Source organism: Gordonia sp. 852002-10350_SCH5691597, assembly GCF_001665715.1.
GTDB lineage: Bacteria > Actinomycetota > Actinomycetes > Mycobacteriales > Mycobacteriaceae > Gordonia > Gordonia sputi.
The window spans coordinates 1-24,078 of the sequence record NZ_LZMO01000146.1; the positions used below are offsets into that span (position 1 = coordinate 1).

23 protein-coding genes and 1 pseudogene are annotated in these 24,078 nt (G+C 65.9%); 10 read left to right on the forward strand and 14 right to left on the reverse strand.

Annotation, left to right across the window (positions count from 1 at the left end; all coding sequences use genetic code 11):
• Positions 1-1,548 (reverse strand): phosphoribosylformylglycinamidine synthase subunit PurL (gene purL / locus A5777_RS11160; protein ID WP_197501278.1); only part of this gene is annotated, 1,548 nt, incomplete at its 3' end.
• A gap of 138 nt (positions 1,549-1,686) precedes the next feature.
• On the opposite strand from purL, the gene eccA reads away from it, so the two are divergent.
• Positions 1,687-3,477 (forward strand): type VII secretion AAA-ATPase EccA, encoded by a 1,791-nt coding sequence (gene eccA / locus A5777_RS11165; protein WP_064862721.1) that lies wholly within the window; start codon positions 1,687-1,689, stop codon positions 3,475-3,477.
• Here the strand turns inward: eccA and A5777_RS11170 are convergent.
• Both A5777_RS11170 and cysC read right to left on the reverse strand, forming a co-directional pair.
• On the reverse strand, positions 3,437-4,237 hold the full coding sequence (locus A5777_RS11170; protein WP_064862713.1) for a 3'(2'),5'-bisphosphate nucleotidase CysQ: 801 nt from the start codon (positions 4,235-4,237) through the stop codon (positions 3,437-3,439). The genes eccA and A5777_RS11170 overlap by 41 nt on opposite strands.
• 94 nt (positions 4,238-4,331) lie before the next feature.
• A pseudogene (cysC, locus tag A5777_RS11175) lies at positions 4,332-4,898 on the reverse strand (adenylyl-sulfate kinase); the annotation flags it as partial.
• A 254-nt stretch (positions 4,899-5,152) separates the two neighbouring features.
• Between cysC and A5777_RS11180 the strand changes: the two are divergent.
• The 5 genes from A5777_RS11180 to A5777_RS11200 all read left to right on the forward strand — a co-directional run bounded on the left by A5777_RS11180 (position 5,153) and on the right by A5777_RS11200 (position 9,909).
• Positions 5,153-5,635, forward strand: a complete 483-nt coding sequence (locus A5777_RS11180) for a hypothetical protein (RefSeq protein WP_005204166.1) — start codon at positions 5,153-5,155, stop codon at positions 5,633-5,635.
• 72 nt (positions 5,636-5,707) lie between these two features.
• Complete coding sequence (locus A5777_RS11185) at positions 5,708-6,625, forward strand: enoyl-CoA hydratase (protein WP_064862714.1); 918 nt, start codon at positions 5,708-5,710, stop codon at positions 6,623-6,625.
• A 3-nt stretch (positions 6,626-6,628) separates the two neighbouring features.
• Entirely contained in the window at positions 6,629-7,795 is a 1,167-nt protein-coding gene (locus A5777_RS11190; protein WP_064862715.1) for an acyl-CoA dehydrogenase family protein, read from the forward strand.
• 3 nt (positions 7,796-7,798) lie between these two features.
• Positions 7,799-8,770, forward strand: coding sequence for an acyl-CoA dehydrogenase family protein (locus A5777_RS11195; RefSeq protein WP_064862716.1), 972 nt, complete (start codon positions 7,799-7,801; stop codon positions 8,768-8,770).
• Positions 8,767-9,909 carry an acyl-CoA dehydrogenase family protein gene (locus A5777_RS11200; RefSeq protein ID WP_064862722.1) on the forward strand — a complete coding sequence of 381 codons (1,143 nt, stop codon included), beginning with the start codon at positions 8,767-8,769 and terminating at the stop codon, positions 9,907-9,909. The genes A5777_RS11195 and A5777_RS11200 overlap by 4 nt, the downstream gene beginning before the upstream one ends.
• Before the next feature lie 410 nt (positions 9,910-10,319).
• On the opposite strand, the gene A5777_RS11205 is transcribed toward A5777_RS11200, so the two are convergent.
• The 7 genes from A5777_RS11205 to hsaA are packed head-to-tail and all read right to left on the reverse strand — an operon-like array spanning position 10,320 to position 16,835.
• Positions 10,320-10,946, reverse strand: coding sequence for a TMEM175 family protein (locus tag A5777_RS11205; protein ID WP_064862717.1), 627 nt, complete (start codon positions 10,944-10,946; stop codon positions 10,320-10,322).
• 9 nt (positions 10,947-10,955) lie between these two features.
• Complete coding sequence (locus tag A5777_RS11210; protein WP_005204149.1) at positions 10,956-12,095, reverse strand: sulfotransferase family protein; 1,140 nt, start codon at positions 12,093-12,095, stop codon at positions 10,956-10,958.
• The gene (locus A5777_RS11215) at positions 12,088-12,903 is read right to left on the reverse strand and encodes an SDR family oxidoreductase (protein ID WP_039854998.1); all 816 of its coding nucleotides are present in this window, start codon (positions 12,901-12,903) and stop codon (positions 12,088-12,090) included. The genes A5777_RS11210 and A5777_RS11215 overlap by 8 nt, the downstream gene beginning before the upstream one ends.
• Positions 12,904-12,908: 5 nt before the next feature.
• Positions 12,909-14,111: a hypothetical protein gene (locus A5777_RS11220; RefSeq protein ID WP_005204146.1), complete on the reverse strand. Its 1,203-nt coding sequence runs from the start codon at positions 14,109-14,111 to the stop codon at positions 12,909-12,911.
• Positions 14,108-14,680: a 3-hydroxy-9,10-secoandrosta-1,3,5(10)-triene-9,17-dione monooxygenase reductase subunit gene (hsaB, locus tag A5777_RS11225; RefSeq protein ID WP_005204144.1), complete on the reverse strand. Its 573-nt coding sequence runs from the start codon at positions 14,678-14,680 to the stop codon at positions 14,108-14,110. Before hsaB ends, A5777_RS11220 begins: the two co-directional genes overlap by 4 nt.
• A 20-nt stretch (positions 14,681-14,700) precedes the next feature.
• Positions 14,701-15,615 carry an iron-dependent extradiol dioxygenase HsaC gene (gene hsaC / locus A5777_RS11230; protein ID WP_005204141.1) on the reverse strand — a complete coding sequence of 305 codons (915 nt, stop codon included), beginning with the start codon at positions 15,613-15,615 and terminating at the stop codon, positions 14,701-14,703.
• Positions 15,616-15,632: 17 nt separating this feature from the next.
• A complete protein-coding gene (gene hsaA, locus A5777_RS11235; protein WP_039855017.1) occupies positions 15,633-16,835 on the reverse strand; it encodes a 3-hydroxy-9,10-secoandrosta-1,3,5(10)-triene-9,17-dione monooxygenase oxygenase subunit in 1,203 nt (400 codons plus the stop codon).
• 250 nt (positions 16,836-17,085) lie between these two features.
• On the opposite strand from hsaA, the gene A5777_RS11240 reads away from it, so the two are divergent.
• Complete coding sequence (locus A5777_RS11240) at positions 17,086-18,321, forward strand: Rieske 2Fe-2S domain-containing protein (protein ID WP_064862718.1); 1,236 nt, start codon at positions 17,086-17,088, stop codon at positions 18,319-18,321.
• Positions 18,322-18,323: 2 nt separating this feature from the next.
• Positions 18,324-18,740 (forward strand): hypothetical protein, encoded by a 417-nt coding sequence (locus A5777_RS11245; RefSeq protein WP_005204130.1) that lies wholly within the window; start codon positions 18,324-18,326, stop codon positions 18,738-18,740.
• Here the strand turns inward: A5777_RS11245 and A5777_RS11250 are convergent.
• On the reverse strand, positions 18,694-19,251 hold the full coding sequence (locus tag A5777_RS11250) for a hypothetical protein (protein ID WP_064862719.1): 558 nt from the start codon (positions 19,249-19,251) through the stop codon (positions 18,694-18,696). The genes A5777_RS11245 and A5777_RS11250 overlap by 47 nt on opposite strands.
• Before the next feature lie 135 nt (positions 19,252-19,386).
• Here A5777_RS11250 and A5777_RS11255 point away from each other — a divergent pair, with 135 nt between their 5' ends.
• The gene (locus tag A5777_RS11255) at positions 19,387-20,190 is read left to right on the forward strand and encodes a VOC family protein (RefSeq protein WP_005204126.1); all 804 of its coding nucleotides are present in this window, start codon (positions 19,387-19,389) and stop codon (positions 20,188-20,190) included.
• 120 nt (positions 20,191-20,310) lie between these two features.
• Positions 20,311-21,234, forward strand: coding sequence for a type IV toxin-antitoxin system AbiEi family antitoxin domain-containing protein (locus tag A5777_RS11260; RefSeq protein ID WP_039855016.1), 924 nt, complete (start codon positions 20,311-20,313; stop codon positions 21,232-21,234).
• Between the two features lie 101 nt (positions 21,235-21,335).
• Here the strand turns inward: A5777_RS11260 and dmpG are convergent, their stop codons facing one another.
• The 3 genes from dmpG to A5777_RS11275 all read right to left on the reverse strand — a co-directional run.
• On the reverse strand, positions 21,336-22,412 hold the full coding sequence (dmpG, locus tag A5777_RS11265; RefSeq protein WP_049697727.1) for a 4-hydroxy-2-oxovalerate aldolase: 1,077 nt from the start codon (positions 22,410-22,412) through the stop codon (positions 21,336-21,338).
• On the reverse strand, positions 22,409-23,314 hold the full coding sequence (locus A5777_RS11270) for an acetaldehyde dehydrogenase (acetylating) (protein WP_005204120.1): 906 nt from the start codon (positions 23,312-23,314) through the stop codon (positions 22,409-22,411). The genes dmpG and A5777_RS11270 overlap by 4 nt, the downstream gene beginning before the upstream one ends.
• A gap of 51 nt (positions 23,315-23,365) precedes the next feature.
• A partial coding sequence (locus A5777_RS11275; RefSeq protein WP_064862720.1) for a 2-keto-4-pentenoate hydratase occupies positions 23,366-24,078 on the reverse strand: 713 nt, incomplete at its 5' end.

Consider the following 24,078-nt stretch of genomic DNA (forward strand, 5'->3'; position numbering starts at 1 on the left):
CGACGCCGCCACGTTGCGGTACGCCTCGGCCAACGCGAGCTGCGCACCACGGTACGGATCGAGGAACGTGTAGCGCCCCGACGCGTCGGTGGCCAAAGCGATTCCGCGACCGGTCTTTTCGTCGATCCGAATCACCCCGGAGTCGGCATGCTCGGCGAGCACGGTGTTGCCGCGCACGTACCGGTCGTACTGATCGGTGATGAACTTGCGGCTGCAGAGCGCGGGCGACTCGAGCATGTCGAGCAGCGTCTGACGCAGTTCGTCGGGAGTCGACGGACGCTGCAGGGCCTCCGTGGTCGACTCGACCACACCGTCCTGCCAGTCGGGGCGGGCGACCGGACGCTCGTAGACCGGACCCTCGTGCGCGACGGTCCGCGGCGGGACGTCGACGACGGTCTCACCGTTCCACGTGATCACCAGGTTGTCGCCGTCGGTGACCTCGCCGATCACGGTGGCGAGCACATCCCACTTGCGACACACGGCGAGGAAGGCGTCGACATTCTCCGGGGTGACGACCGCGCACATGCGTTCCTGTGACTCGCTGGAGAGCACCTCTGCGGGCGTCATCCCCACCGCGCGCATCGGAACCTTCTCGAGCTCGATCTTCATGCCGCCGTCGCCGGCCGATGCCAATTCCGATGTGGCACAAGAAAGTCCGGCACCGCCGAGATCCTGGATGCCGACGACCAGCCCAGCGTGATAGAGCTCGAGACAGCACTCGATGAGCACCTTCTCGGTGAACGGATCGCCCACCTGAACGCTCGGGAGCTTCTTGCGATTGGGGCCGGACTCGCCGGTGTCGTCGAAGGTCTCCGACGCGAGCACCGACACACCGCCAATGCCGTCGAGTCCGGTGCGAGCACCGAACAGGATGATCTTGTTCCCGGTGCCCGATGCGAAGGCCAGTTGCAGGTCCTCGGTGCGCAACGCACCCGCGCACAGCGCGTTGACCAGGGGGTTGCCGGCATAGCTGGAGTCGAAGACCGTCTCGCCGCCGATGTTGGGCAGCCCGAGCGAGTTGCCGTAACCGCCGACACCGCGGACCACGCCGTCGAGCACGCGTCGCGTATCGGGGGCGTCGGCCTTGCCGAAGCGGAGTTGGTCCATCACGGCGATCGGGCGGGCACCCATGGCCATGATGTCGCGGACGATGCCGCCGACACCGGTCGCTGCACCCTGATACGGCTCGACGTAGCTGGGATGGTTGTGCGACTCGACCTTGAACGTGACGGCCCAGCCGTCGCCGATGTCGACAACGCCCGCGTTCTCGCCGATGCCCGCGAGCATGCCCGAACGCATTTCCTCCGTGGTGGTCTCACCGAAGTAGCGCAGATGCACCTTGGACGACTTGTAGCTGCAGTGCTCCGACCACATCACCGAGTACATGGCGAGTTCGGAATCAGTGGGTCGGCGCCCGAGGATCTGCTTGATCCGCTCGTACTCGTCGTCCTTGAGTCCGAGCTCCTTGTAGGGCTGGGGCTGATCGGGGCTCTCGACTGCCCGTTCGATTGAATCCACAGACGTTGAATCCACAGACACGGTCTCCACAGGATCGCTCACCTGCCAGATTCTACCGCCCGGCCCGCAACGACCTCGGACTGTGTCGAGCACGGCCCCGGCGCGCGGCACAACGGCTACGGTGATTGATCTACGCGAAGCGGTTCAATCGGACTTTTTGGGGGGATGATGACCGACGTCCGCAAGGCGCGGCAGCTCTTCGAGCTCGGGGTGCTCTCACTGGGGATCCCCGTCGAGGGCACCGACCCGGTCGACAACAGGGCGCAGGCCACCAAGGCGTTCACGCGCGCCAGCGAGTGGGACCCGAGCATGGCCGACGCCTGGCTCGGCCGCCTGGCCTGCGGCGACACGTCGAACGAGGTACTTCTCGCGCTCTTTCGCCACAGCGATCGCATCGGCGCGGAACAACGCAGGCTGGGCCTGCCGCCGCGAACGTTGGTCGGGCGCTGGTACACCGGCATGTTCCTCGACTACCCACTGTCCGACGCCGTCGAGGCCGCGGCCGCGTACGCCGCGACGCTGATCGCGGGCGACGACTTCGCCGGAGCACGTGACGTCGTGGACGCGATTGCAGCGCAGCGTCGAACACCGATCGTAACGTTCATCGAAGCCGTCCTCTACTTCCGCACCGGGCGGTGGCCGGATGTGTTGTCGACGCTCGCGCGCTCCGAACAGTGGCGCGACCCGCACATGAGCGCGGTCGCCGACTACCTGACGGGCACCGCGTGCGCGCAACTCGGAATGAGCGCCGAAGCCCTTCGACGCCTCGAACGAGCCATGTCGTCCGCCATTCCCGCATGTGCGAGCCGTGCGATGTACACCTACGGGCTGACACTGCGTGGCGAGGGCAAACAGGCGGAGGCCACGTCGATGCTCGAGCAGGCCTTCGCCAGCGATCCCACCCTCACCGCGGCGGCCGACGCTCTCCGGTCGCCCGCGACGCGACTCACCGTCACCAGTGCCGACGAGATCGCTGCGCGGACCGATCCGTGGGATCCCGCGTCTGTCCCGACGACTCCACCGACTCTCACGTCGAGTAACTCCGACGAGGTGTCGCACTCGGCGGAAGATCTGGTGAGCGCTGCGCAGGCAGAGCTCGACGCCCAGATCGGACTGACGTCGGTCAAGGAGCAGGTCGCCAAACTACAGTCCGCGGCGACGCTGGCCAGAATTCGCGCCGACCGCGGGCTCTCGACGTCGGCGCGCAGCCTGCACCTGGCATTCACCGGGCCGCCGGGCACCGGCAAGACGACCGTCGCGCGCGTGATCGCGAAGATGTATTGCGGCCTCGGGTTCATCAAGTCCGACAAGGTCGTCGAGGCCACCCGGCGCGATATGGTCGGCGAACATCTGGGCAGCACGGCCATCAAGACGGCGGCGCTGATCGACTCGGCCATGGACGGCGTCTTGTTCATCGACGAGGCGTACACCCTTGTCCAGCAAGGACTTTCCGGTGGCGACGCCTTCGGGCGCGAGGCCGTCGACACCCTGCTCGCGCGCATGGAGGACAACCGCGACCGGCTCGTGGTGATCATCGCGGGCTACGACGCCGAGATCGACAGATTCCTCGCCTCCAACGACGGCCTGGCGTCACGATTCGCCCGACGCATCCGCTTCGAGTCGTACACGCCGCAGGAGTTGGCCCGCATCGGCGAATACCTCGCGCGGCGTCGTGATTCGATACTCACCCCCGAGGCGGCAGCCGAAATCGAGCAGGCGTGTGCACCGCTGTATGAGGACGTGCGCGAAGCCGGCGCGGGGTTGCGGCGGGGAATCGACCTGGCGGGCAACGGCCGATTCGTGCGGAACATCGTCGAGTCCGCCGAGGAGGAGCGCGAATATCGGCTCACCGCAGGCGATCTGAGCGCACTATCCGCCGACGACCTGATGCGGATCGAGGCAAGCGACGTACGCGCAGCTATCGCGACTCTGATGTCGGGGTTGGCTCTGAACTCGTGACCGCGATGATCGTGTCGCGCAACTCCGGTCGGCAGATCACCAGGTCGGGCAGATACGTGTCGTCCTGGTTGTAGACCAGCGGCGAACCGTCGATTCGACTGCACCACAGACCTTTTGCCTGAGCGACGGCCACCGGGGCCGCGGAATCCCACTCGTACTGGCCACCCGCGTGCACGTAGGCGTCGGCCTCGCCGCGCACCACGGCCATCGCTTTCGCTCCCGCTGAGCCCATCTGCACGACCTCGCCACCGATCGCGTCGGCGACGGCCTGCGAGAACGCGGGCGGACGAGAGCCACTGACGACGACGCGCGGGGCGTCACCGCGCGGAACGTCGGCGAGACCTTCGGTCGGTGCCACGGGCGTCTCGTCGTCGACGTAGGTGATGCCGAGGGCGGGCAACGCGACGGCACCGGCGATGAGCGTGCCGCCGCCGGTCGACGACCACAGCGCGACGTGCACAGCCCAATCCCGACGGCCCTCACCGGATTCGTCGACAGCGCCGTATTCCCGTGTGCCGTCGACGGGATCGACGATCCAGACGCGCGGCGAGATCAGCCGAGCCTTGTCGTCCGTCGACTCCTCCGAGAGCACGGCGTCGTCGGGGCGATCGGTGGCGAGGCGGGCGAGCAGAAAGTCGTTGGAACGTCGATCTCCCTCGTCACCGAGCGCGCGACCGGTCAGGCCGCTGTTCGCACGGATGTCGAGAAGCAATTCACCTGCTGCGGTCGCCAATTCTCCGGCCAGGCTGCGGTCGTCCACTCGTGGTCCCTCCACCTCTCACCCAGGCGCCGGGATGCGCCTGCGCGCGCCGACTACGCCGACGCCTGCTGATCGTAGACCGAGAACGTAGCGCTCATAGCCCGAGCTGCTCAAGGACAGCGGCAGCCGTCTCCGCTGGTAGCCCGTCCGTCGGCCTGATCACGACGTCCGGTTTCTCCGGCCGCTCGTAGGGCGAGTCGATACCGGTGAAGTGACTGATCTCACCGCGCCGCGCACGGGCATAGAGGCCCTTGGGATCGCGACGTTCGCATTCCTGTAACGACGTGTCGAGGAAGATCTCGTAGAACGGCAGCGCGCGTTCGTCGTGAATCTCGCGGGCGCGCTGACGCTCCGCTGCGAACGGCGAGATCAGTGAGACGATCGCGACAGAACCCGAATCGGCGAACAGTGCCGCGACTTCTGCTGTGCGCCTGATGTTCTCGCGCCGATCGTCGTCGCTGAAACCGAGGTCGGAGTTGAGGCCGTGTCGGAGATTGTCGCCATCCATCAGATATGCCGGGCGCCCCAGCGCCACGAGTCGACGCTCGAGTTCGATTGCCACAGAGGACTTTCCAGAGCCCGACAATCCGGTGATCCACAGGGTCCCACCACGATGGGGGCGCTGCTCCCGAGCCACTTTGCCGGCCTGCCACACCACATTCGGGCTCAGATCGCGCTCGTTGCCCGACGGCCGCCCACCGTCGCCACCACCTGCCGTCATCGTGCCGTCACTTCCGTCGCGCCCACCTTCATCTCGCCCCTGACGCCGAATGGTGTCAGCTTGCCACGTCACGGTCGTGTCACAGCTCACAATCCCGGCTAACGGTTCAGGCGAATTGCCCGAATTAACCGCCGTGCATCGCCGCACGCCCCGATGCAACACCTTCGCACTCGAACCCGATCGAGGACTACACCATGCATCATCGACACACGATCCGCACCCGCCTCACAACTGGACTCGCAGCAGCCGCCATTGCCGCGTCCTCATTCGCCGCGCTCAGCGTCGGCTCGGGCACCGCCCATGCCGAAACGGTCGCACCCCTCGAACGGTGTTGGGGAATCAGCCCGAACATCGTCGACCAGCCCTACAGCACCGCGCGACTGTTCGTCTCCGGGACGGGACCGGGCAGAGTCACCGCCGCTGTCCGCGACATCTCGTCCTTCTGGACGTTCAGCGGAGGCTACGAATCCGTCGGTCGACTCGACTGGCACAACCTGACGAACAACCGCAAAGGGACTGCCTTCAACACGGCAAAGATCGGCCTCTACGTCGGCGGGCCCACCTTCGCGCTCGACACCGGACCGGGCAAGGTCCGGGTCACGCTCAGCGCGGTCAACCGCAACGCGCTGTGGGCAATCCCCACCACCGCCTGCAGCGGAACAATCACCGTGCGCTGAACCCCGGGCGCCAACCTGGGCAGCACGGCACAACACTACCAACCAAGCATTTGCTAGGTTAGGCTCGTGAGCATGAGCGACGCCGTGATCCCCGCCCCACTTGGTCCCGACGACCTCGGCCCGGACACCTCGCCGGTCGCCTACGAGGTCGGCGGACCAGGTGGCGCCGTCGCCTACGTGACGCTGAACCGGCCCGAGTACCGCAATGCCCAGAACTCGGTGATGACGTACTCGCTCGACGCCGCGTTCCGCAAGGCAGTCGACGACCCCGGCGTCAAGGCGATCGTGCTTCGTGCCAACGGCAAACACTTCTCGGCGGGCCACGACATCGGTACCCCGGAACGCGACTTCGACACGTACTACGACAACGTCGCCGCCCTGCACTGGGACCACACAGACAAGTCGGGAGCCGATCAACGTCTCGCCCGCGAGACCGAGGTCTACCTCGGGATGTGCAGGCGGTGGCGGGAGATCCCGAAGCCGATGATCGCGGCCGTGCACGGCGCATGCATCGCGGGCGGACTGATGCTCGCCTGGGTATGCGACTTCATCGTCGCCTCCGACGACGCGTTCTTCTCCGATCCCGTTGCACGCATGGGTATTCCGGGCGTCGAGTACTTCGCACACGCCTACGTGCTCGGTCCACGTCGAGCCAAGGAGATCCTGTTCACCGGCGAGCGTTTCACCGCGATACAGGCGGAACAGTGGGGCATGGTCAACCACGTCGTCGAGCGGGATGGCCTGGCCGCCAAGGTCGATGCGATCTGCGAGAACATCGTGGCGATGCCGATGCAGGGACTGTTCTTGTCCAAGAAGGCGGTGAACATCTGCGAGGACCAGATGGGCATGCGCACCGCGATGGACTCCGTATTCGGTTGGCACCATTTCGCCCATTCGGCCAATGCCGAATCCTCCGGCGGAGATTCGCTCGGCGGCATGGACGCCAAGTCGATGAAGGCGTCCGCTGGTTCGACGTCGAACGGACGCTGACCCATGGACCTGACGTTCGACGACGCCGCTGACGAGTTCCGCTCCGAGGTGCGCGCCTGGCTCGCAGATCATGTTCCCGCACAACCACTTCCCTCGATGGACACGGCCGAGGGTTTCGAGGCGCACCGGGAGTGGGAACGAACGATGGCCGCCGACCGCATGTCGGTGGTGAGCTGGCCGGAGGAATTCGGTGGCCGCGACGCCCCGCTCCTGCAATGGGTCATCTTCGAGGAGGAGTATTACCGCGCAGGCGCACCAGGGCGGGTGAGCCAGAACGGCATCTTCCTCTTGGCACCAACGCTTTTCGAGCACGCGCATCCCGAACAACTGGCCCGCATCATGCCCCGCATGGCGCGTGCCGACGATATCTGGGGCCAGGCCTGGAGCGAACCCGAAGCCGGCAGCGATCTGGCGTCACTCCGCTCGACGGCCACCCGCACCGACGGTGGCTGGCTCCTCAACGGCCAGAAGACATGGAGTTCCCGGTCGAGCTTCGCCGACTGGGCATTCGGACTGTTCCGCACCGACAAAGAGGCGCAACGCCACCGGGGACTCACCTACTTCATGTTCGACCTTCGCAGCCCGGGCGTCACGGTGCGGCCGATCCCCCAACTCGACGGCGAGCCGGGTTTCGCAGAAGTCTTCTGCGAGAACGTCTTCGTCCCCGACGACCCGACCGATCGCGCGAACTCCGGCGTCATCGGCGACGTCGACAACGGCTGGCGCGTCGCGATGAGTACCGCCGCCAACGAGCGCGGGTTGTCGTTGCGTTCACCTGGTCGCTTCCTCGCCACCACGGACCGCCTCGTCGACCTGTGGAAAGCACAGCGAGACAACGTACCCACGACCTCCGGCGTCGATACACGCGTCGCCGACGCCTGGATCGGCTCGCGGGCCTACGAGCTGTCGACGTACGCGACGGTCAGCAGGCTCGCCGCCGGTGGCCAGTTGGGCATGGAATCGTCGATCAACAAGGTCTTCTGGTCGCAGTGGGACATCGCGGCCCACGAGACGGCCCTGGAGCTACGGGGCACCGACGCCGAGATCGACGACGCATGGGTTGACGGCTATCTCTTTTCCCTGTCCGGGCCGATCTATGCAGGCACCAACGAGATTCAGCGCAATGTGATCGCGGAGCGTCTGCTCGGCCTCCCGCGCGGGGATAGGTGAACGATGGACTTTCTGCTGTCCGATATCCACGACGACCTCGCGTCGAGCGTCGACACGCTCCTCACCAAAGCCGACACGCCCGCCGTCGCACGGGCGTGGGCTGGCGGTGATCACGCGCCCGCGGCAGGCGTCTTCCGTCAGCTCGCGGACATCGGCGTCTTCGGACTGCTCATCGACGAGGAGCACGGTGGCGCCGGAGCAGGCGCCGTCGAGATGGTCGTCGCACTCGAAGAGATCGGGCGGCACGCATTGCCCGGGCCGATCGTCGAATCCGTTGCGGTGGTGCCGATCCTGCTGCGGTCGGCCACGGAGTCAGATGCGCTCGACGCCGCGGCATCCGGGCGGCTGAGTTCGGCGGCAATCGCGCCACTATCTCCGCGCGCAGCCGACACCGATGCTGCCGAACGTGTGTACGTAGTCGACAACGACGTGTTGTCGCTCGCGACGGTCGACGACACGGCACAGTCGGTCGATCCCACGCGAACGGTGTCCACGGTGCGCCCGGCCGAGGTGATCACAGAGGGTGTCGATGGCGACCGAGCCGCACAGTTCGGCGCACTGGCCACCGCGGCCCAACTACTCGGCCTCGGCTCGACGATGCTCCGAATCGCATCCGACTACGCATTGTCACGCAGGCAATTCGGACGTCAGATCGGATCGTTCCAGGCGGTCAAACATCACCTCGCCGACGTCGCGATCGCCCTCGAAATGGCGCGTCCACTCGTCCACGGTGCAGCGGTCGGCATCGACGGCGGAGTTCCCGAGGGCGTCGACGCGAGCCGTGACATCTCCGCGGCCAAGGTCGCGGCAGCCGACGCCGCGTACCTGGCATCCCGGCGATCTCTTCAGGTTCTCGGCGCGATCGGATACACCTCCGAACACGATCTGTCGTTGTACCTCACCAAGACTCGCGCACTGGTGAGCGCGTGGGGGACGCCGGCACAGCATCGCGCGCGGATTCTGGAGTCGCTGTGAGCACGACAACACACGGCGCGACAACAGACGGCGCGACAACAGACGGCGCGACAACAGACAGCGCGATATCCACCGAGGACCGGGATGCGTTGCGCCAGTCCGTCGCCGACCTCTTGGCCAAGCGATCCGACTCGACAGCGGTGCGCGCGGCGATGCGCACGCCCCGCCGGTTCGACGACGCCCTGTGGCGCACGCTGTGCGACGAGATCGGCGTGGCAGCACTCGCAGTCCCCGAAGAGTTCGGCGGGGCGGGGGCGTCGTTCGTCGAAACCGCGACCGTGCTCGAAGAACTCGGCGCGACGTTGAGTCCCGTGCCGGTCTTCTCGACCGCACTCGCCACCGGCGCACTGCTGCTCAGCGGCGATACCGACGCGTGCGCGCGGTTCCTTCCCGAGATCGCATCGGGAGAACGCATCGCGAGTCTGTGCTGGGCGGGCGCGACGGGGTGGGACAACCCCGGTGTTTCGAGCGAGGCCGGATTACTCACCGGCACAGCAGAGTTCGTCATCGACGGCGAGTCCGCCGACCTGCTGCTCGTCCTCGCCGGCACACCGTCCGGCGTGACACTGCACGTCGTCGACGCCGACGCCGACGGCATCGAGGTGACGGCACTCCCCACGGTCGACCCGACGCGGCCGTTGGCCCGCATCACCTTCGACGACACCGCGGCCACAGCGATCACCGCGGAGGGCAACGTGGTGGCGCGACTGCGCACGCTGGCCTGGGCGCTCCTGGCCGCCGAACAGGTCGGTGGCGCCGACCGCGCGCTGCGGCTCGCCGTGGAGCACGCATCGTCGAGGACGCAGTTCGGCCGGATCATCGGGTCGTTCCAGGCGCTCAAACACCGCATGGCCGACATGTACACGCTCGTCGAGTCGTCGCGATCGCTCGCGCGCGCGGCCATCGAGGCCGTCGTCTCCGACGACCCGAATGGCGCCGACCTCGCGGCGTCTGCCCACGTCTACTGCTCGGAATCGTTCGCCACCGTCGCGGGCGAGGCGATCCAGATCCACGGCGGCATCGGGATCACCGCCGAGCACGACATCGGGCTCTACTTCAAGTGCGCCCACGGCAGCGCCCAGCTCTTCGGCCAACCACACGACGTCGTCGCCGAGATGGTCGACGCCCTGCGCGGCTAGCCGAGCCGCGGCTCGAGCGCGCCGCTGGTCGAGCGTCCCATCCGCTTATCGAGCGCCTACCCGCTGGTCGAGCGCCCCACCGCTGGTCGAGCTTGTCGAGACCACCAGCCGCAGAAAGTGGTCTCGACTCGGGTGCTCGCTCCGCTCGCGCCCGCTCGACCAGCGAGGAAATCTCGCCTGTCGAGACCCGCCGGTCGAGCCCCAACCGCTGGTCGAGCCCCTACCGCTGGTCGAGCTTGTCGAGACCACCCCACCGCCGGTCGAGCCCCAACCGCTGGTCGAGCTTGTCGAGACCACCCCACCGCCGGTCGAGCCCCCACCGCTGGTCGAGCTTGTCGAGACCACCAGCCGCAGAAAGTGGTCTCGACTCGGGTGCTCGCTGCGCTCGCGCCCGCTCGACCAGCGGGAGACTACCTGCGCGGGGCCACGGCCGCGACGATCTTGTCAGCGGGACCCGCCAAGAAGAGCAGCACCAGCCACCAGCTCCCCCACTGCGGCACCACCAGCGACCCGATGAGCGCAACGACGAGCGCAATCACCGTTCCGAGATCGGGCGCGCTCGCCACCCACTCGTCGACATCGTGCCCAGTCGCCAACAGCTCCCGATGCCTCCTGCCCCACTCACTCATCGCCACCAGGCTCGACACCGACACCAGAAGCACCGCGATGTAGAACGCCGTCCCCCACTTCAACGTCGGACCACTGATGAGCGAGGTCGCGAAGGGCAGCACGACAATCGTGAACAGCCACACCATGTGCAACTCGAACAGCACCCGGTCGTAGGCGTCGAAATACTCGATCATGCGATGGTGATTGCGCCACAACACCCAGATCACGAAAAAGCTGATGAGAAATCCGAGTAGCTCACTGGAGTGGTCACGAAGAACCGCGACCACCGTCGTATCGCTCCCGATCTCCTTACCGATCTCAGCAAGAGGCAGGACCAACAGGGTGAGCGCAATGGCAACCACCGCATCGGCGAACGAGATCAACCGTCGAAAACCCTCTGTGGTACGTCGCCCTTCGGGTGCTGCCATGCCCCGACTCTAGAACGCCGCGGCGACCTCCGCCTCCGTGAATCCGTAATCCGACAGGTCGTACCGGTGGTGTGGCCGACGTGCGCCTGATGCACTCTCGGCATCGAGGGCGACCATCGCGGCACGCGCCTCGCCAGAGATCTCGGTGCCCAGTGCCGCATACACACGTTCGACGGTCCCGAGCGGATCTGCCCGCAGGTCGTCGAACTCGACGTCGAGGAACTGCGCCTCGTCGTATTGCGCACGCGCCTGCGAGAATTGGTGCAATCCACGCGACCAGAGGTCGAGTTGCGTCCGGCCGATCGTGTCGCCGACGAACACCGTCGACCACCCCGGAGTGGCGTGCTCGGCGAGGCTGCACATCGACGCGATGATCGTCTCCGGCGCGCGATGCGTCTGGATCACCAGGGCGTCGGGATACACCGCCATCAGCGCGTCGAGCGCGAAGAGATGACTCGGGTTCTTCAGCACCCATCGCTTGCCGGGATCATTCGAACCGATCATCTGAAGGTTTTGACGATGCCGCGCGTAGGCCGGTGTCCAGTCCTGCTCGGCGAGCCACTTCGAGTACGTCGGCACGTAGGCGAGCGATTCGTACGAGATCGACATGATGCTCTGCCGCAACAACTGCCAGCACTCCTCGACCTCGCCGGCGTCGAGATAGTGCAGACCCATGAACTCCGGATTCTCGACGTGGTGCTGCGCGATACCGGCATCGATCTGCTGATAAACCGGATTGTTTGCCCACTGCTCGCGCGGCGGCCGCGGCTGCGGAAACTCGGTCAGCCACATCTCGAGTCCCTGGTGCGCGGGGTCGGCTGCGAGCAGCCGATGCAGGGCTGTGGTCCCGGTGCGTGGCAGCCCGGTCACGAAGATCGGACGGGTGATCTCGACGTCGGCGTACGACGGGGTGGCCCGCCACGACGCTTCGCTCATCAGTCGAGCGATCAACGCCCCTTTGAGGAAGTACCGAAACATCTTGCTACCGAGCTCGGTGAGGCCCGCTTCGTTCGTGTACGAATCGAGAAGCACACCGAGCGGCTCGAGGTACGCGTCGTCGCCGAAGTCATCGAGACCCGTTGTTCTCGTGGCAGATTCGTGCAGATCGTCGATCGTTCCGACGTTGCGCCTGCCGACTGACTCAGTCATGGTACTCCCCACAGTTCACGTCGAGGGTGTGGCCGGTGATCGCACTGGCCGCGTCGGAGGCGAGAAACACGACGGCGTCAGCGATCTCGTCCGGCTCCGGCAGCCGCTTGAGGTCGGAGCGCGCGGCGGTCTGCGCGTAGACGTCGTCCTCGCTGATGCCGTACTTCTTGGCGACCTCGCCGAAGTACCACTTGAGCTGATCGTCCCAGATGTATCCCGGCGCAACGGAGTTCACCCGTATCCGCTTGTCACCCAATTCCGTGGCCAACGTCTGCGACATCGCCAGCAGCGCCGACTTCGCCAACTTGTAACTGCCGTAACGCGGTTCGGAGTGTCGGATCACCATCGAATTGATGTTGACGATCGCACTCGTCGCTCGCGGCGAAGAAGACTCCGACGCCGCGTCGGCAAGTGCCCCGGTGAAGGCTTTCACAACGCGCAGCGTGCCGAGTACGGTCAGTTCGATACTCGCGTTGATCTGCTCGAAGTCGGTGCGGGCCAACGGCTTCATTGAGGGAAGCGCAAAGGCATTGTTCACGACGACGTCCACCCGCCCGTACTCGGCAAGCGTGGCAGCGACCAACTGGTCGACCGCATCGTCGTCGGTGATATCGGTGGGCACGACGAGTGAGCGGCCACCGGCAGCGTCGACCTCGGCGGAGATCTCCTTGAGTCGCGACTCGGTTCGCGCAGCGAGCACCACGCGAGCGCCGTGTGCTGCCGCGCGCAGGCAGATCGCTCGACCCAGTCCCGGTCCGACCCCGGATACGACGACCACCTTGTCGTCGAGGAGTCCCACACCCGCCATGTCAGTCACCCCAGCATTCTCTCTGCAAAACCGCGCTGGCGGAGGGCGATTCGCGCAGCCCATCCCGCGGGGTCGAGCCTGTTGTCGTCGAGGTAGGGCAGATGATCGGCGATGTCGCCCGCGTCGACGACCTGTGCCGTCGGCCCTTGTTCCGGCGGGATCGGCACATCTGTTCGCTGCCAACGGAATTGCATGATCCCGACCTCGTGACCGGTGGTCTCGATCCAGTTGGCGACGCCGGGATTCTCGTGCGCAAGTACCAATCGGATCATGCCGTCACGGTCAACCTGCGCCTGCGCGGAGTTCAGGCTGGTCTGGTGGTTGACGTAGTCGAGCGAGATGTACCACATGCTGCCGAGCTGAAAACCCTGATATGGCGCAGCAGATTTCGGAACCGTGATGATCATGGCCTCGCCGGGCAGCAGTCTGAAATGCCCGACGGACGAATACTGTGTCGACAGTCCACCGGGCGTGAGCCGCGGCGGTGTGAAGGTGTTGACCGGCTCGTCGAGGTAGAACCACTTCGGAAAGTTGAACCAGGTGTTCAGCCGTGCGAGCAGCATCTTGCCCGCGGTGGCGTACCGCCGCTGCACTCGCGCGAGGTCGAGGTCGGCGGGAGCGCTGCCCACCGTGTCGACACGCTCGATGGCGATCTCTCCCCTGCGCTGCGACCAGTCGGAGTACACCTCACGCACCGCGAGCATCGACGCGCCATCGCCGAGCGCGAAGTAGTCGTCACGCGCAGACGCCGCGGACAGATCCGGCCCGAACGTGATCTCGAACGTCCCGTCGGCGTTGATCGGAATCCGCCGGTCGTCGAAGGCGTCGTCGCCGCCGGGCACCTCGCTGGGTGTGTAGTCGCCGCGCAGTACCTGGAAACTCAGATCCGTTGTGCTGCCGCGGCGTCCCCAGACCCGATACGTGGCGCTCGGCTCGATGTCGGCGTGGAGGTAGAGGGTGTCCGGGTTGTCGAGACCCATCTTGGTGGCCGGTCCCGTCGAGGTGATGAACCCTGGATGGGTCCGACTGCGCGCTCGCGCCAATTGCAGTGTTGCCGCGATACTTCCGGCGAGATAGTCGAATCCCTCTGCGAGATCGGCATCCGTGCGCGCGAAGTCGGCGTTGGCGACCAACGCCTGTGCCTGCGTGATCGCGTCGGTGAAGGAACCGGTCACGTCGACTGTGTGCGAGACGGCATTCGTCGTCATAACCACGTATCTCCTCCGGTCCATGTCAGGAAATTGTCGAGCTCGGCCTGCGCTGGGGTGACCCGCGGATGCTCGGTCGACAGATAGCCGCCGCGGTAGAAGAGAAGTGGCTTGTCCTGCAGCACTTCTCCGAGCGTGAGTGCCCGACCGATCACGATGTGGTGGTCGCCGCCGTCGTCGACGCGTTCGACGGAGCATTCGACCCAAGTCAATCCGTGTCTGATCACGGGCAGTCCCGCGGGCGAAGGGTCCCAGGCGATTCCCGCGAACTTGTCGTCGCCCGGTGCGCCGAAGGCAGCACTGACATCCTGCTGCCGGTTGGAGAGGATGTTGACGCAGAACTTCCCGTTCTCTTCGATCACCCGCCAGGTCCGCGACGTCTTCTGCGGACAGAAGAGCACGAGAGGCGGATCGAGCGAGAGCGCCGCGAACGACTGGCAGGCGAATCCCGACGGCGCCCCATCCGCGGTGAGCGTGGTGATGACGGTGACGCCGGTACAGAACTGCCCCATCGCCGTGCGGAACTGACGTGTGTCGAAATCGCTTGACCCGTACGGTGTCGCAGCCATCTGGGCGCTCGCCCTTTCGTTCACTGGTTCTTGAATCCGACGGTGAAGTCGTGTCCCCACAAACTCACCGCGGTACTCTCCCTCGCCACCCACTCGCCGTCGTCGACCTGTCTTCCCTCACAACCGAATTCGACGTCGAATCCGCCGGGGGTCTTCATATAGAACGAGAGCATCAGGTCGTTGACGTGGCGTCCGAGCGATGCAGACATCGGCACTTTACGACGCAGCGCCCTGTCGAGGCAGAGCCCGACGTCGTCGGACTCACCGACCTCGACCATGAGGTGCACGATGCCCGTCGCGTTCGGCATCGGCAGGAACGCGAGCGAATGATGTCTCGGGTTGCATCCGAGGAAGCGCAGCCACGGAACCTCGTCGCCTTCTTCACGGCCCACCACCTGCGGTGGCAGACGCATCGAGTCACGCAGCTTGAAGCCGAGGACGTCGCGGTAGAAGGCCAGCGCGGCTTTGTCGTCGTCGCAGGTGAGTACGACGTGGCCGAGTCCCTGGTCGCCGGTGACGAACGAGTGCCCGTACGGACTGACGACGCGGCGATGTTCCAGTGCTGCACCGTGAAATACCTCGAGGGTGTTGCCGGCCGGGTCGTCGAAGACGATCATTTCGTCGACCCGACGATCGGCGCGTTCCTCGTCTTTACCCTCGCGGAAGATCACGCCCGCGGATGCGAGACGGTCCCGAACATCCTGCAGCGCTTGCGCATTCGGACACTCCCAGCCGGTGCTGCCGAGGTGGTCGCGGTCGGACGGCACGATAACCAGTCGCGCCGGAAAGTCGTCCATGCGTAGATACAGGGCATCGGGTGTTGCACCCTTGCCCTCGATCATGCCGAGAACCTTGAGTCCGTATTCGCGCCACGCGGCCATGTCGGTGGCCTCGATGCGCATGTAACCGAGGGAACTGATGGGGCTGTCGCTCATCGTTTCTATTACTCCACTCAGACCATCGTGTCGCCGACGGGAATTCCGAACTCGCCGTTGCCGAATGCGACGTAGGCACGCTCGGGGTCGTTGGCGGCGTGGACGCGTCCCGCGTGGGCATCGCGCCAGAAGCGCTGGATGGGCGTGCCGTTCTCGAGGGCGTGCGCACCCGAGTTCTCGAACAGCGTGTCGATCGAGGCGATCGCCCGGCCGGTTGCCCGCACCTGGTCGCGACGTGCGGCGAGCCGCAGTTCCATCGGCACCTCCTCACCACGCAGGATGTAGTTGTACTCGTCGGCGAGGTTGCCCGACAGCTGTCGCCATGCCGCGTCGATATCGCTTGCCGCACCGGCGATCCGGACTTTCGCGAACGGATCGTCCTTGGCTTTCTCGCCCGCATATGCGGCACGCACGCGCTTGCCCTGATGTTCGACGTGCGCGGCATACGCCCCGTAGGCCATGCCGACGATCGGCGTCGAGATGGTGCTGGGATGAATTGTGCCCCAAGGCATCTTGTAGACGGGGGCGGTGTTGCGCTCGAGTCCTGGCGCCTGACCCATCCCCATCGTGCGGTAGCTCAGCATGCGATGCTTGGGCACGAAGACGTCTTTGACCTCGATCGTGTTCGAGCCGGTGCCCCGCAGGCCAACGACGTTCCAGACGTCCTTGATGTTGTAGTCCTCACGCGGAATCAGGAAGCTGACGAAGTCGACGGGCTTGCCGTCCTTGATGACCGGGCCGCCGACGAACACCCAGTCGGCGATGCCACTACCCGACGACCACGCCCACGACCCGTTGACGATGTACCCGCCGTCGACCACCTGGCCGGCACCCATCGGGGCATACGACGACGAGATGCGCACCGACGGATCGGAGCCCCAGACGTCTTCCTGTGCCTGCTGGTCGAACAGGGCGAGGTGCCAGTTGTGGACGCCGATGATGCCGGAGACCCATCCGGTCGACCCGCAGGCGCTGCCGATCCTGCGTACCGCTTCGTAGAACGTGACCGGGTCGGCCTCGTATCCACCCCACTGCGATGGCTGCAGCAGTTTGAAGAAACCTGCGTCGTCGAGGCTGGACACCGTTTCGTCCGGGATCTGGCGGAGGTCCTCGGTCTGTTGCGCCCGCTGCTCGATCTCGGGCAGCAGTGCGTTGACCTTCTCGAGCACCTGTGCAGCCGCGTCTGCCCGATCGGCGCTCGTCTGAGCGCCCGGCGCCATCGATTGTTGTGCTGACGGCTCATGTGCTGGCATCTGGCCCGGCTCCTACCTGTCGATTCGCGGTCGTGAGACACTGGTTTCAGATCTGAGATTAGAACAGGTTCTAGTTTTTGTCGAGATATTCGGAAACACGGGACCTTGGCCCGATGTACTGCTGCGATCGGGCAGCGCAGAGTCGATGTGGACACGAATACTGGAACCTGTTCTAGTATTCGATGTAGACCAGCCCCCACCTCAAGGAGCATCGGAGATGACCGTTACCCCACGACCCGCTGCCCACACCGGAGCATCCGGTGCGGCACGCGACAGTGACGTGCGCGAGATCGACACCGGAGTACCCCCGACGCGGTTCGCGCGCGGCTGGCACTGCCTCGGCCTGCTGTCTGAGTTCGACGACGGCGAGCCCCACTCGATCACCGTGTTCGGCACCAAACTCGCGCTGTGGATACACGACGGCGAGGTCAACATCCTCGACGCGTACTGCAGGCACATGGGCGGCGATCTCAGCCAGGGCTCTATCCGCGACGGGAACGTCGCGTGCCCGTTCCACGGCTGGATGTGGAAGGGCAACGGACGTTGCGCGGGCGTGCCGTACGCGAAGCGCAATCCCAAACTCGCCAAGACACGTTCGTGGCCGACGATGATCCGCAACGGACAGGTCTTCGTCTACAACGACCCGGAGGGCAACCCGCCACCAGATGACTGCGTCGTCCCGGAACTCGACGAGGTCGGTAGCGACGCCTGGACCGGATGGACCTGGAACCGCCTGGTGATCGAGGGTTCCAACTGCCGCGAGATCATCGACAACGTCGTCGACATGGCGCACTTCTTCTACGTCCACTACGCGCTGCCCGACTACTTCAAGAACGTCTTCGAGGGCGAGACCGCCGCGCAGTACATGAACTCCCACGGCCGACCCGACATCGACTTCGGCAGCGGATATGCCGAGAGCCGCCTCGAATCGATGGCCGCGTATTACGGGCCGTCGTACATGCTCAACCCGATGGTCCAGTTCTACGGCGACTTCAAGATCGAGACCATCCTGACCAACTGCCACTACCCCATCGACGCCAACTCGTTCGTGCTGATGTACGGCGTGATGGCCAAGGTGCCAGACGGCATGACGGGCGAGCAGGCGTCGCGGATGGCCCACAAGATCTCCAAGGGCGTCGAGGTCGGGTTCCTGCAGGACGTCGAGATCTGGAAGAACAAGACACGCATCGACAACCCGCTTCTCGTCGAAGAAGACGGTCCGGTTTACCAACTTCGACGCTGGTACGAACAGTTCTACGTCGACAAGGCCGACGTCTCCGACGAGATGACCCAGCGCTTCGAATACGAGATCGACACCACCAAGGCCGTCGAGAACTGGAGCATCGAGGTGGCCGAGAACCTGCGCCGCAAGCAGGAACGCGAGGCGGCAGAGGCTGCGGCTCCTGACGATTCCTCCGCGGACAACTCGTCCGACACCGACACGCGCGTCTGACCATGACCACCGCCGCCGATCGCACGGAGACAGGCGAGACCCCGCGGGGTACCTCTCCCGCCCTCGCCGGGTGGTCGAAGGCACCCGACTTCGGCGACGATCCGCAGCGTCGGGCCGCGGTCCACGAGTCGACGGCACGCGACCGCGAACACTATCTTCGCGGCGGCATGACCGAGATCGAGTGCCGCGGATGCCACGCGTGCGTGCTGGTCAAGAAGACCAGCTCGCACCACACCAGCGTGCAGTGGAACGCGGACGCCCGAGAGCGGTGCAACGAACTCGCCCGCATACGTGCCGAGGGCGGGAATCCGGCGCTCGTCCCGACCTGCTCGCGGCTGTCGGCGAGCATCGATCACGGTGTCGCAGAAGGGATCATCCCGGCGGAGTCGCCGGAGTCCGATCCCGACGGGTACTGGTGAGCCTCGTACTCGTGAGCACTGCTGTGGCGCTGACAAACACCACGCCGACGGCGAGCAGAATCGCGACGACGAGCACCGCGATCACGCCGTAGCCCGGTTGGAGGATCTGTTCGCCCGGTGCGAGCTCGAGGGTGCTGGTCACCGCGTCGTCGAGCAGTTGTCCGGACGGGTCGGCAACCACGATTGCCGCGGCCACCGCGGCTCCGACCGCGGCGAGCCCGATCACTGCGAGCGCGATCGGGCGCAGCCGACGACGCCACCATCCCACTGCCGCGACGGCAGCGATCACCGCACCCAACACGATGGTGATCAGTCCGGGACGTTGCGTGTGCGCTTCCAGGAATGCGACGTCTTCCGGCGCGGCACCGGGCACCGATACGCGCCCGACACCGGAGATCTTGGAGCTGAGCCCCTGGCTGGAGTCGCCCCACGACACCAGGCTGAACGCGACGATCAGCAGGCCGGACACGGCGAAAAGCGGCCATGCGAGTGCGCGCGCACGTTCTGTCATGGGGTCAAGCGTGCCACCCCGGGTCTCGCTCGCGTACCGACCTCCGGTGTTCACCGACGCCGCCGATGACTTTTCGCAAGGATGAAGGTCAGTACCAGCGTCCGAGACCAGCGACCACAGAGAAGAGCTACTGCCATGACCGACTACACCGCTCCCCCCGGCGCACCCGTCTGGTTCGACCTGATGAGCAGCGACACCGCGAAGGCCATCGACTTCTACAGCGACCTGTTCGGGTGGAAGGTCGAGGAGCCGAACCCCGACTTCGGTGGATACCAGAACTTCACTCTCAACGGTCACCGCATCGCCGGCCTGATGCCCGCCATGGGCGAGGGGTCGGTACCCAACGTCTGGTCGTCGTATCTACGCACCGACGACCCCGAGGCCACTCTCGACCTGGTCAAGGCAGCGGGCGGATCGGTCATGCTGCCTCCGATGGAGGTCGGCGAGGAGGGCACGATGGCCGTGGCGGTCGACGCCGCAGGCGCGGTGATCGGCTTCTGGAAAGCCAACAAGCACAAGGGCTTTGCCGAGTGGGGCGTCCACGGCGCGCCGTACTGGTTCGAGTGCGTGAGCCAGGACTACACCAAATCGGTGGTGTTCTATCCGGAGGTCGTCGGCGCTCGCGTCGAGTCGGTCATCGACAACAGCGCCGTCGAGATCGTCGAGCCGGGCAGCCCGCTGCGGTACGCGCAGGTCTTCTTCGGCGACATGGCCTACGCTGGAATCATGGACGCGGCCAACCTCTTTCCGCCGGAACTACCCTCCTTCTGGCAGATCTACATCTGCGTCGACGACGTACCCGCGACCGTCAAGCGCGCCGAGGAGCTCGGCGGCTCGGTCATGATGCCCGCCACGGACACGCCGTACGGCACCCTCGCCACGGTGCACGACCCCAACGGCGCACTGATCTCGCTGGGGCACCCGCCGGCCGGGATGTAGGCGGGCTCCAGACGCGGCTCGAACGTGCAGACGCGGTCGGTGTACCAGCCGCGTCTGCACGTTCGGGCCGCGTTTGGGTGCAAGGGGAACCGCCGGGCGCTCGCGCGCGTCGGAGCTGTCATGACCCCGTTCATCGCAGACGACCACGGCATCATCTACCGCAAGACGGCGCTTGCAGCTGGCTTCACCGACGACGATCTGCGCCGAGCGTGCCGACGCGGCGAGATCGTCCGTGTCGGCCGTGGCGCCTTCGCGCCCGCCGAGAAACGCACACCCGACGACGCGCACCGGCTGACCGTGATCGCGTCGGCCATGCTCGGCACTGTCGCGGGAGTGGTGACCCATCAGTCGGCCGCCGCAATGCACAGGCTGCCGATGCTCAAGCCCAACTTCCAGCGCCTGCACGTCACCACCGGTGACGCCAACCACGGCGGACGCACGGCCACCAGGCACACGCACGTCGGAGTGGTCGCGCCCAGCGAGACAGTCGACGTCGATGGTGTGCTGGTCAGCTCGCTCGAACGAACAGCCGTCGACATCGCCTGCACGAGCCCGATGGGCTTCGCGGGCGCACTCGCAGTGCTCGACGCCGCGCTGCGCCTCGGCGCCGACCGCAAGGTGATGCGCAAGATGCTGCGGGCCACGCGGCGGGGCGTCGGGCAGGCGCGCCGTGCGCTCGCACACGCCACGGCCGACGCGGAGAGTCCCGGTGAGTCGTGGTGTCGGGCGCAGATCATCGAGGCGGGCCTGCCCATTCCACGCCTGCAGCACGAGTTCCGCGATCAGGACGGGTTCGTCGCGCGAAGCGACTTCGACTGGTCGGGGCTACTCGTCGGAGAGTTCGACGGAAAGGTGAAGTACCAGAAGTACTTACGGCCCGGCGAGGACGCCACCGACGCCGTGGTCCGGGAGAAGAAGCGCGAGGACCGACTGCGTCGACTCGGCGTCATGGTGATCCGCTGGACCTGGGCCGACCTCGAGCGGGGCACCGTCGCGGCGTCGGTCCGGCAGTGGCTGACAAGACTGCAGCTCGACGTGGCGTGAGCGGATCGTCGAACTCCAGACGCGGCTCGAACCTGCAAACGCGGCTGGTACACCAGCCGCGTCTACACGTTCGGGCCGCGTTTGGGCGAACGCGGAACCCCTCAGACGCCGGCGTTCGCGTCGGCCTTCTTCCTCAGCTCAAGGGCGATATCGATGAGCTGATCCTCCTGGCCGCCAACGAGTTTACGGTTGCCGGCCTCGAGCAGGATGTCCGCCGCGGAGACGCCGTACCGTTCGGCGTGGCCCTCGGCGTGCTTGAGGAACGAGCTGTAGCAGCCCGCGTAGCCCATCATCATTGACGAGCGGTCGACGAGGCACTCCGACGGCATGGCGGGTCGCACGACGTCCTGGGCGGCGTCGGCGATCTTCATGAAGTCGACGCCCGTGGTGATCCCGAGCTTGTCGCAGACTCCGACGAAGGCCTCCGTCGGCGTGTTGCCCGCGCCTGCGCCGAAACGGCGGATCGATCCGTCGATCTGCTGCGCTCCTGCGCGAATGGCATTGATGGAGTTGGCAACCGCGATGTCGAGGTTCTCGTGGCCGTGGAAGCCGACCTGGGCGTCGTCGCCGAGTTCGGCAACGAGTGCCTGCACGCGGACCGTCACGTCTTCGAGCACGAGCGCCCCGGCGGAGTCGACGACGTACACGCACTGACATCCGGCATCGGCCATGATTCGCGCCTGTGCGGCAAGCACTTCCGGCGGCTGACTGTGGCTCATCATCAGGAACCCGACAGTCTCCAAACCCAGCTCGCGAGCCAGGCCGAAGTGCTGAATCGACACGTCGGCCTCGGTGCAGTGCGTCGCGATCCGGCAGATCTGACCGCCATTGTCCTGCGCGGCCCGAATGTCGTCCTTGGTGCCGAGCCCCGGCAGCATCAGGAACGCGATCTTGGCACGCTGCGCGGTCTCGGCGGCCGCCTTGATCAGTTCCTGCTCAGGGGTTTTGGAGAAGCCGTAGTTGAACGACGACCCGCCGAGCCCGTCGCCGTGGGTCACCTCGATCACCGGGACGCCGGCGTCGTCGAGCGCGCCGACGATGGACCGCACCTCGTCGACGGTGAACTGGTGGCGCTTGTGGTGGCTGCCGTCGCGGAGCGACGAGTCGGTGATCCGGATGTCGAGCGTGTCGGAGTACTTGCGCGCGTGCGCCATGAGATCTGTTGTCGCCGTGGTCATGCCGACACCCCCAGCTTCTGCTTCGCGATTTCTTCGCCGACCTTGGTGGCGGCAGCCGTCATGATGTCGAGGTTTCCCGCGTACGGCGGCAGGAAGTCGCCCGCGCCCTCGACCTCGACGAAGATCGAGACGCGCGCGTGCCCGCCGTTGAGCACACTGGGCGGATCGAACTGCGGGTCCTGTAGCAGCCGGTAGCCGGGAACGTATGCCTGGATGTCTTTTTCGCGCTGATGAATCGACGCGGCGATCGCGTCGGTGTCGGCATCCTCGGGAATCGCGCAGAAGATGGTGTCGCGCATGATCATCGGTGGATCGGCCGGGTTGAGGATGATGATCGCCTTGCCGCGCTGCGCACCGCCGATCGTCTCGATCCCCTTCGACGTCGTGCGCGTGAACTCGTCGATGTTGGCGCGCGTGCCCGGCCCCGCCGAGACCGATGCCACCGATGCGACGATCTCCGCATACGGCACCGGAACAACCGAACTCACCGCGTGCACCATCGGGATGGTCGCCTGCCCACCGCAGGTGATCATGTTGGTGTTCGGGGCGTCGAGGTGCTCGCGCAGGTTGGCGGGCGGCACCACAGCGGGCCCGACCGCCGCGGGTGTGAGGTCGACGGCGATGATGCCTGCCTCCTCGTAGCGAGGCGCGTACTCGCGGTGCACGTAGGCCGACGTCGCCTCGAAGATCAGATCGGGCTTCTCCGACGACGCGAGCAACTCGTCGGCGCCGCCGCTCATGGTGATCAGCCCGTGGTCGGCGGCACGTTTCATGCCCTCGGAGTCGGCGTCGATACCGACCATCCAGCGCGGGTCGATGACCTGACTGCGTTCGAGTTTGTACATGAGGTCGGTGCCGATGTTGCCCGACCCGATGATGGCTGCGGTCAGCGTTGCCGCCACGGTGCCTCCTGTGGGTGAGTGGTCATGATTCTTGACGAAAACTGTTGAGACTCAGTCGAAGTCCAGTGTGACGGTGCCGAGTCCCGCGAACTCGGCGACGACGTGGTCGCCGGGCGCGACGTCGAAGGCCCGTGTCGCGGTCCCGGGAAGGATCAGGTCGCCCTTGCGCAGCCGCACCCCGAAACCCTCGACCTTGCGCGCGAGCCACGACACCGCATTGAGCGGATGTCCGAGTACCGCAGACGAATTGCCCTTGGCGACGACCTCACCGTTGCGGTGCAGCACCGCGTCGACGTCGCCGGTATCGATATCGCCGATGGCCACCCGCTGCTCGCCGAGAATCCATCCGCACGACGACGCGTTGTCGGCGATGGTGTCGCAGAGCGTGATCTTCCAGTCCGTGATCCGCGAATCGATGAGTTCGATCGACGGCACCACCCACTCGACGGCATCGATGACGTCGTCGTTGGTGCACCCCTCCCCCGGCAGGTCCTTGCCGAGGATGAACCCGACCTCCACCTCGACCCGCGGGAAGCAGAGCCGAGCCGTGTCGATGGGGGTCGACTCGTGGTACTGCATCTCGTCGAGCAGATGCCCGTAGTCGGGCTCGTCGACGCCCATCATCTTCTGCATGGCCTCCGACGCAAGGCCCACCTTGTGCCCGGCTACCTTCGCACCCGCATCGAGACGCCTGCGGATATTGATCAGCTGGATCTCGTACGCGTCGACGACGTCGAGGTCGGGATGGGTGTCGGTCGGGCGCT

Coding starts and splice junctions, on each gene's coding strand:
- dmpG (WP_049697727.1), bottom strand. CDS start 22,412: ATGACCACGGCGACAACAGATCTCATGGCGCACGCGCGCAAGTACTCC.
- A5777_RS11210 (WP_005204149.1), bottom strand. CDS start 12,095: ATGACTGAGTCAGTCGGCAGGCGCAACGTCGGAACGATCGACGATCTG.
- A5777_RS11255 (WP_005204126.1), top strand. CDS start 19,387: ATGACCGACTACACCGCTCCCCCCGGCGCACCCGTCTGGTTCGACCTG.
- A5777_RS11220 (WP_005204146.1), bottom strand. CDS start 14,111: ATGACGACGAATGCCGTCTCGCACACAGTCGACGTGACCGGTTCCTTC.
- A5777_RS11205 (WP_064862717.1), bottom strand. CDS start 10,946: ATGGCAGCACCCGAAGGGCGACGTACCACAGAGGGTTTTCGACGGTTG.
- A5777_RS11195 (WP_064862716.1), top strand. CDS start 7,799: ATGGACTTTCTGCTGTCCGATATCCACGACGACCTCGCGTCGAGCGTC.
- A5777_RS11190 (WP_064862715.1), top strand. CDS start 6,629: ATGGACCTGACGTTCGACGACGCCGCTGACGAGTTCCGCTCCGAGGTG.
- A5777_RS11260 (WP_039855016.1), top strand. CDS start 20,311: ATGACCCCGTTCATCGCAGACGACCACGGCATCATCTACCGCAAGACG.
- hsaB (WP_005204144.1), bottom strand. CDS start 14,680: ATGGCTGCGACACCGTACGGGTCAAGCGATTTCGACACACGTCAGTTC.
- hsaC (WP_005204141.1), bottom strand. CDS start 15,615: ATGAGCGACAGCCCCATCAGTTCCCTCGGTTACATGCGCATCGAGGCC.
- A5777_RS11250 (WP_064862719.1), bottom strand. CDS start 19,251: ATGACAGAACGTGCGCGCGCACTCGCATGGCCGCTTTTCGCCGTGTCC.
- A5777_RS11180 (WP_005204166.1), top strand. CDS start 5,153: ATGCATCATCGACACACGATCCGCACCCGCCTCACAACTGGACTCGCA.
- eccA (WP_064862721.1), top strand. CDS start 1,687: ATGACCGACGTCCGCAAGGCGCGGCAGCTCTTCGAGCTCGGGGTGCTC.
- A5777_RS11240 (WP_064862718.1), top strand. CDS start 17,086: ATGACCGTTACCCCACGACCCGCTGCCCACACCGGAGCATCCGGTGCG.
- A5777_RS11215 (WP_039854998.1), bottom strand. CDS start 12,903: ATGGCGGGTGTGGGACTCCTCGACGACAAGGTGGTCGTCGTATCCGGG.
- A5777_RS11185 (WP_064862714.1), top strand. CDS start 5,708: ATGAGCGACGCCGTGATCCCCGCCCCACTTGGTCCCGACGACCTCGGC.
- hsaA (WP_039855017.1), bottom strand. CDS start 16,835: ATGGCGCCGGGCGCTCAGACGAGCGCCGATCGGGCAGACGCGGCTGCA.
- A5777_RS11245 (WP_005204130.1), top strand. CDS start 18,324: ATGACCACCGCCGCCGATCGCACGGAGACAGGCGAGACCCCGCGGGGT.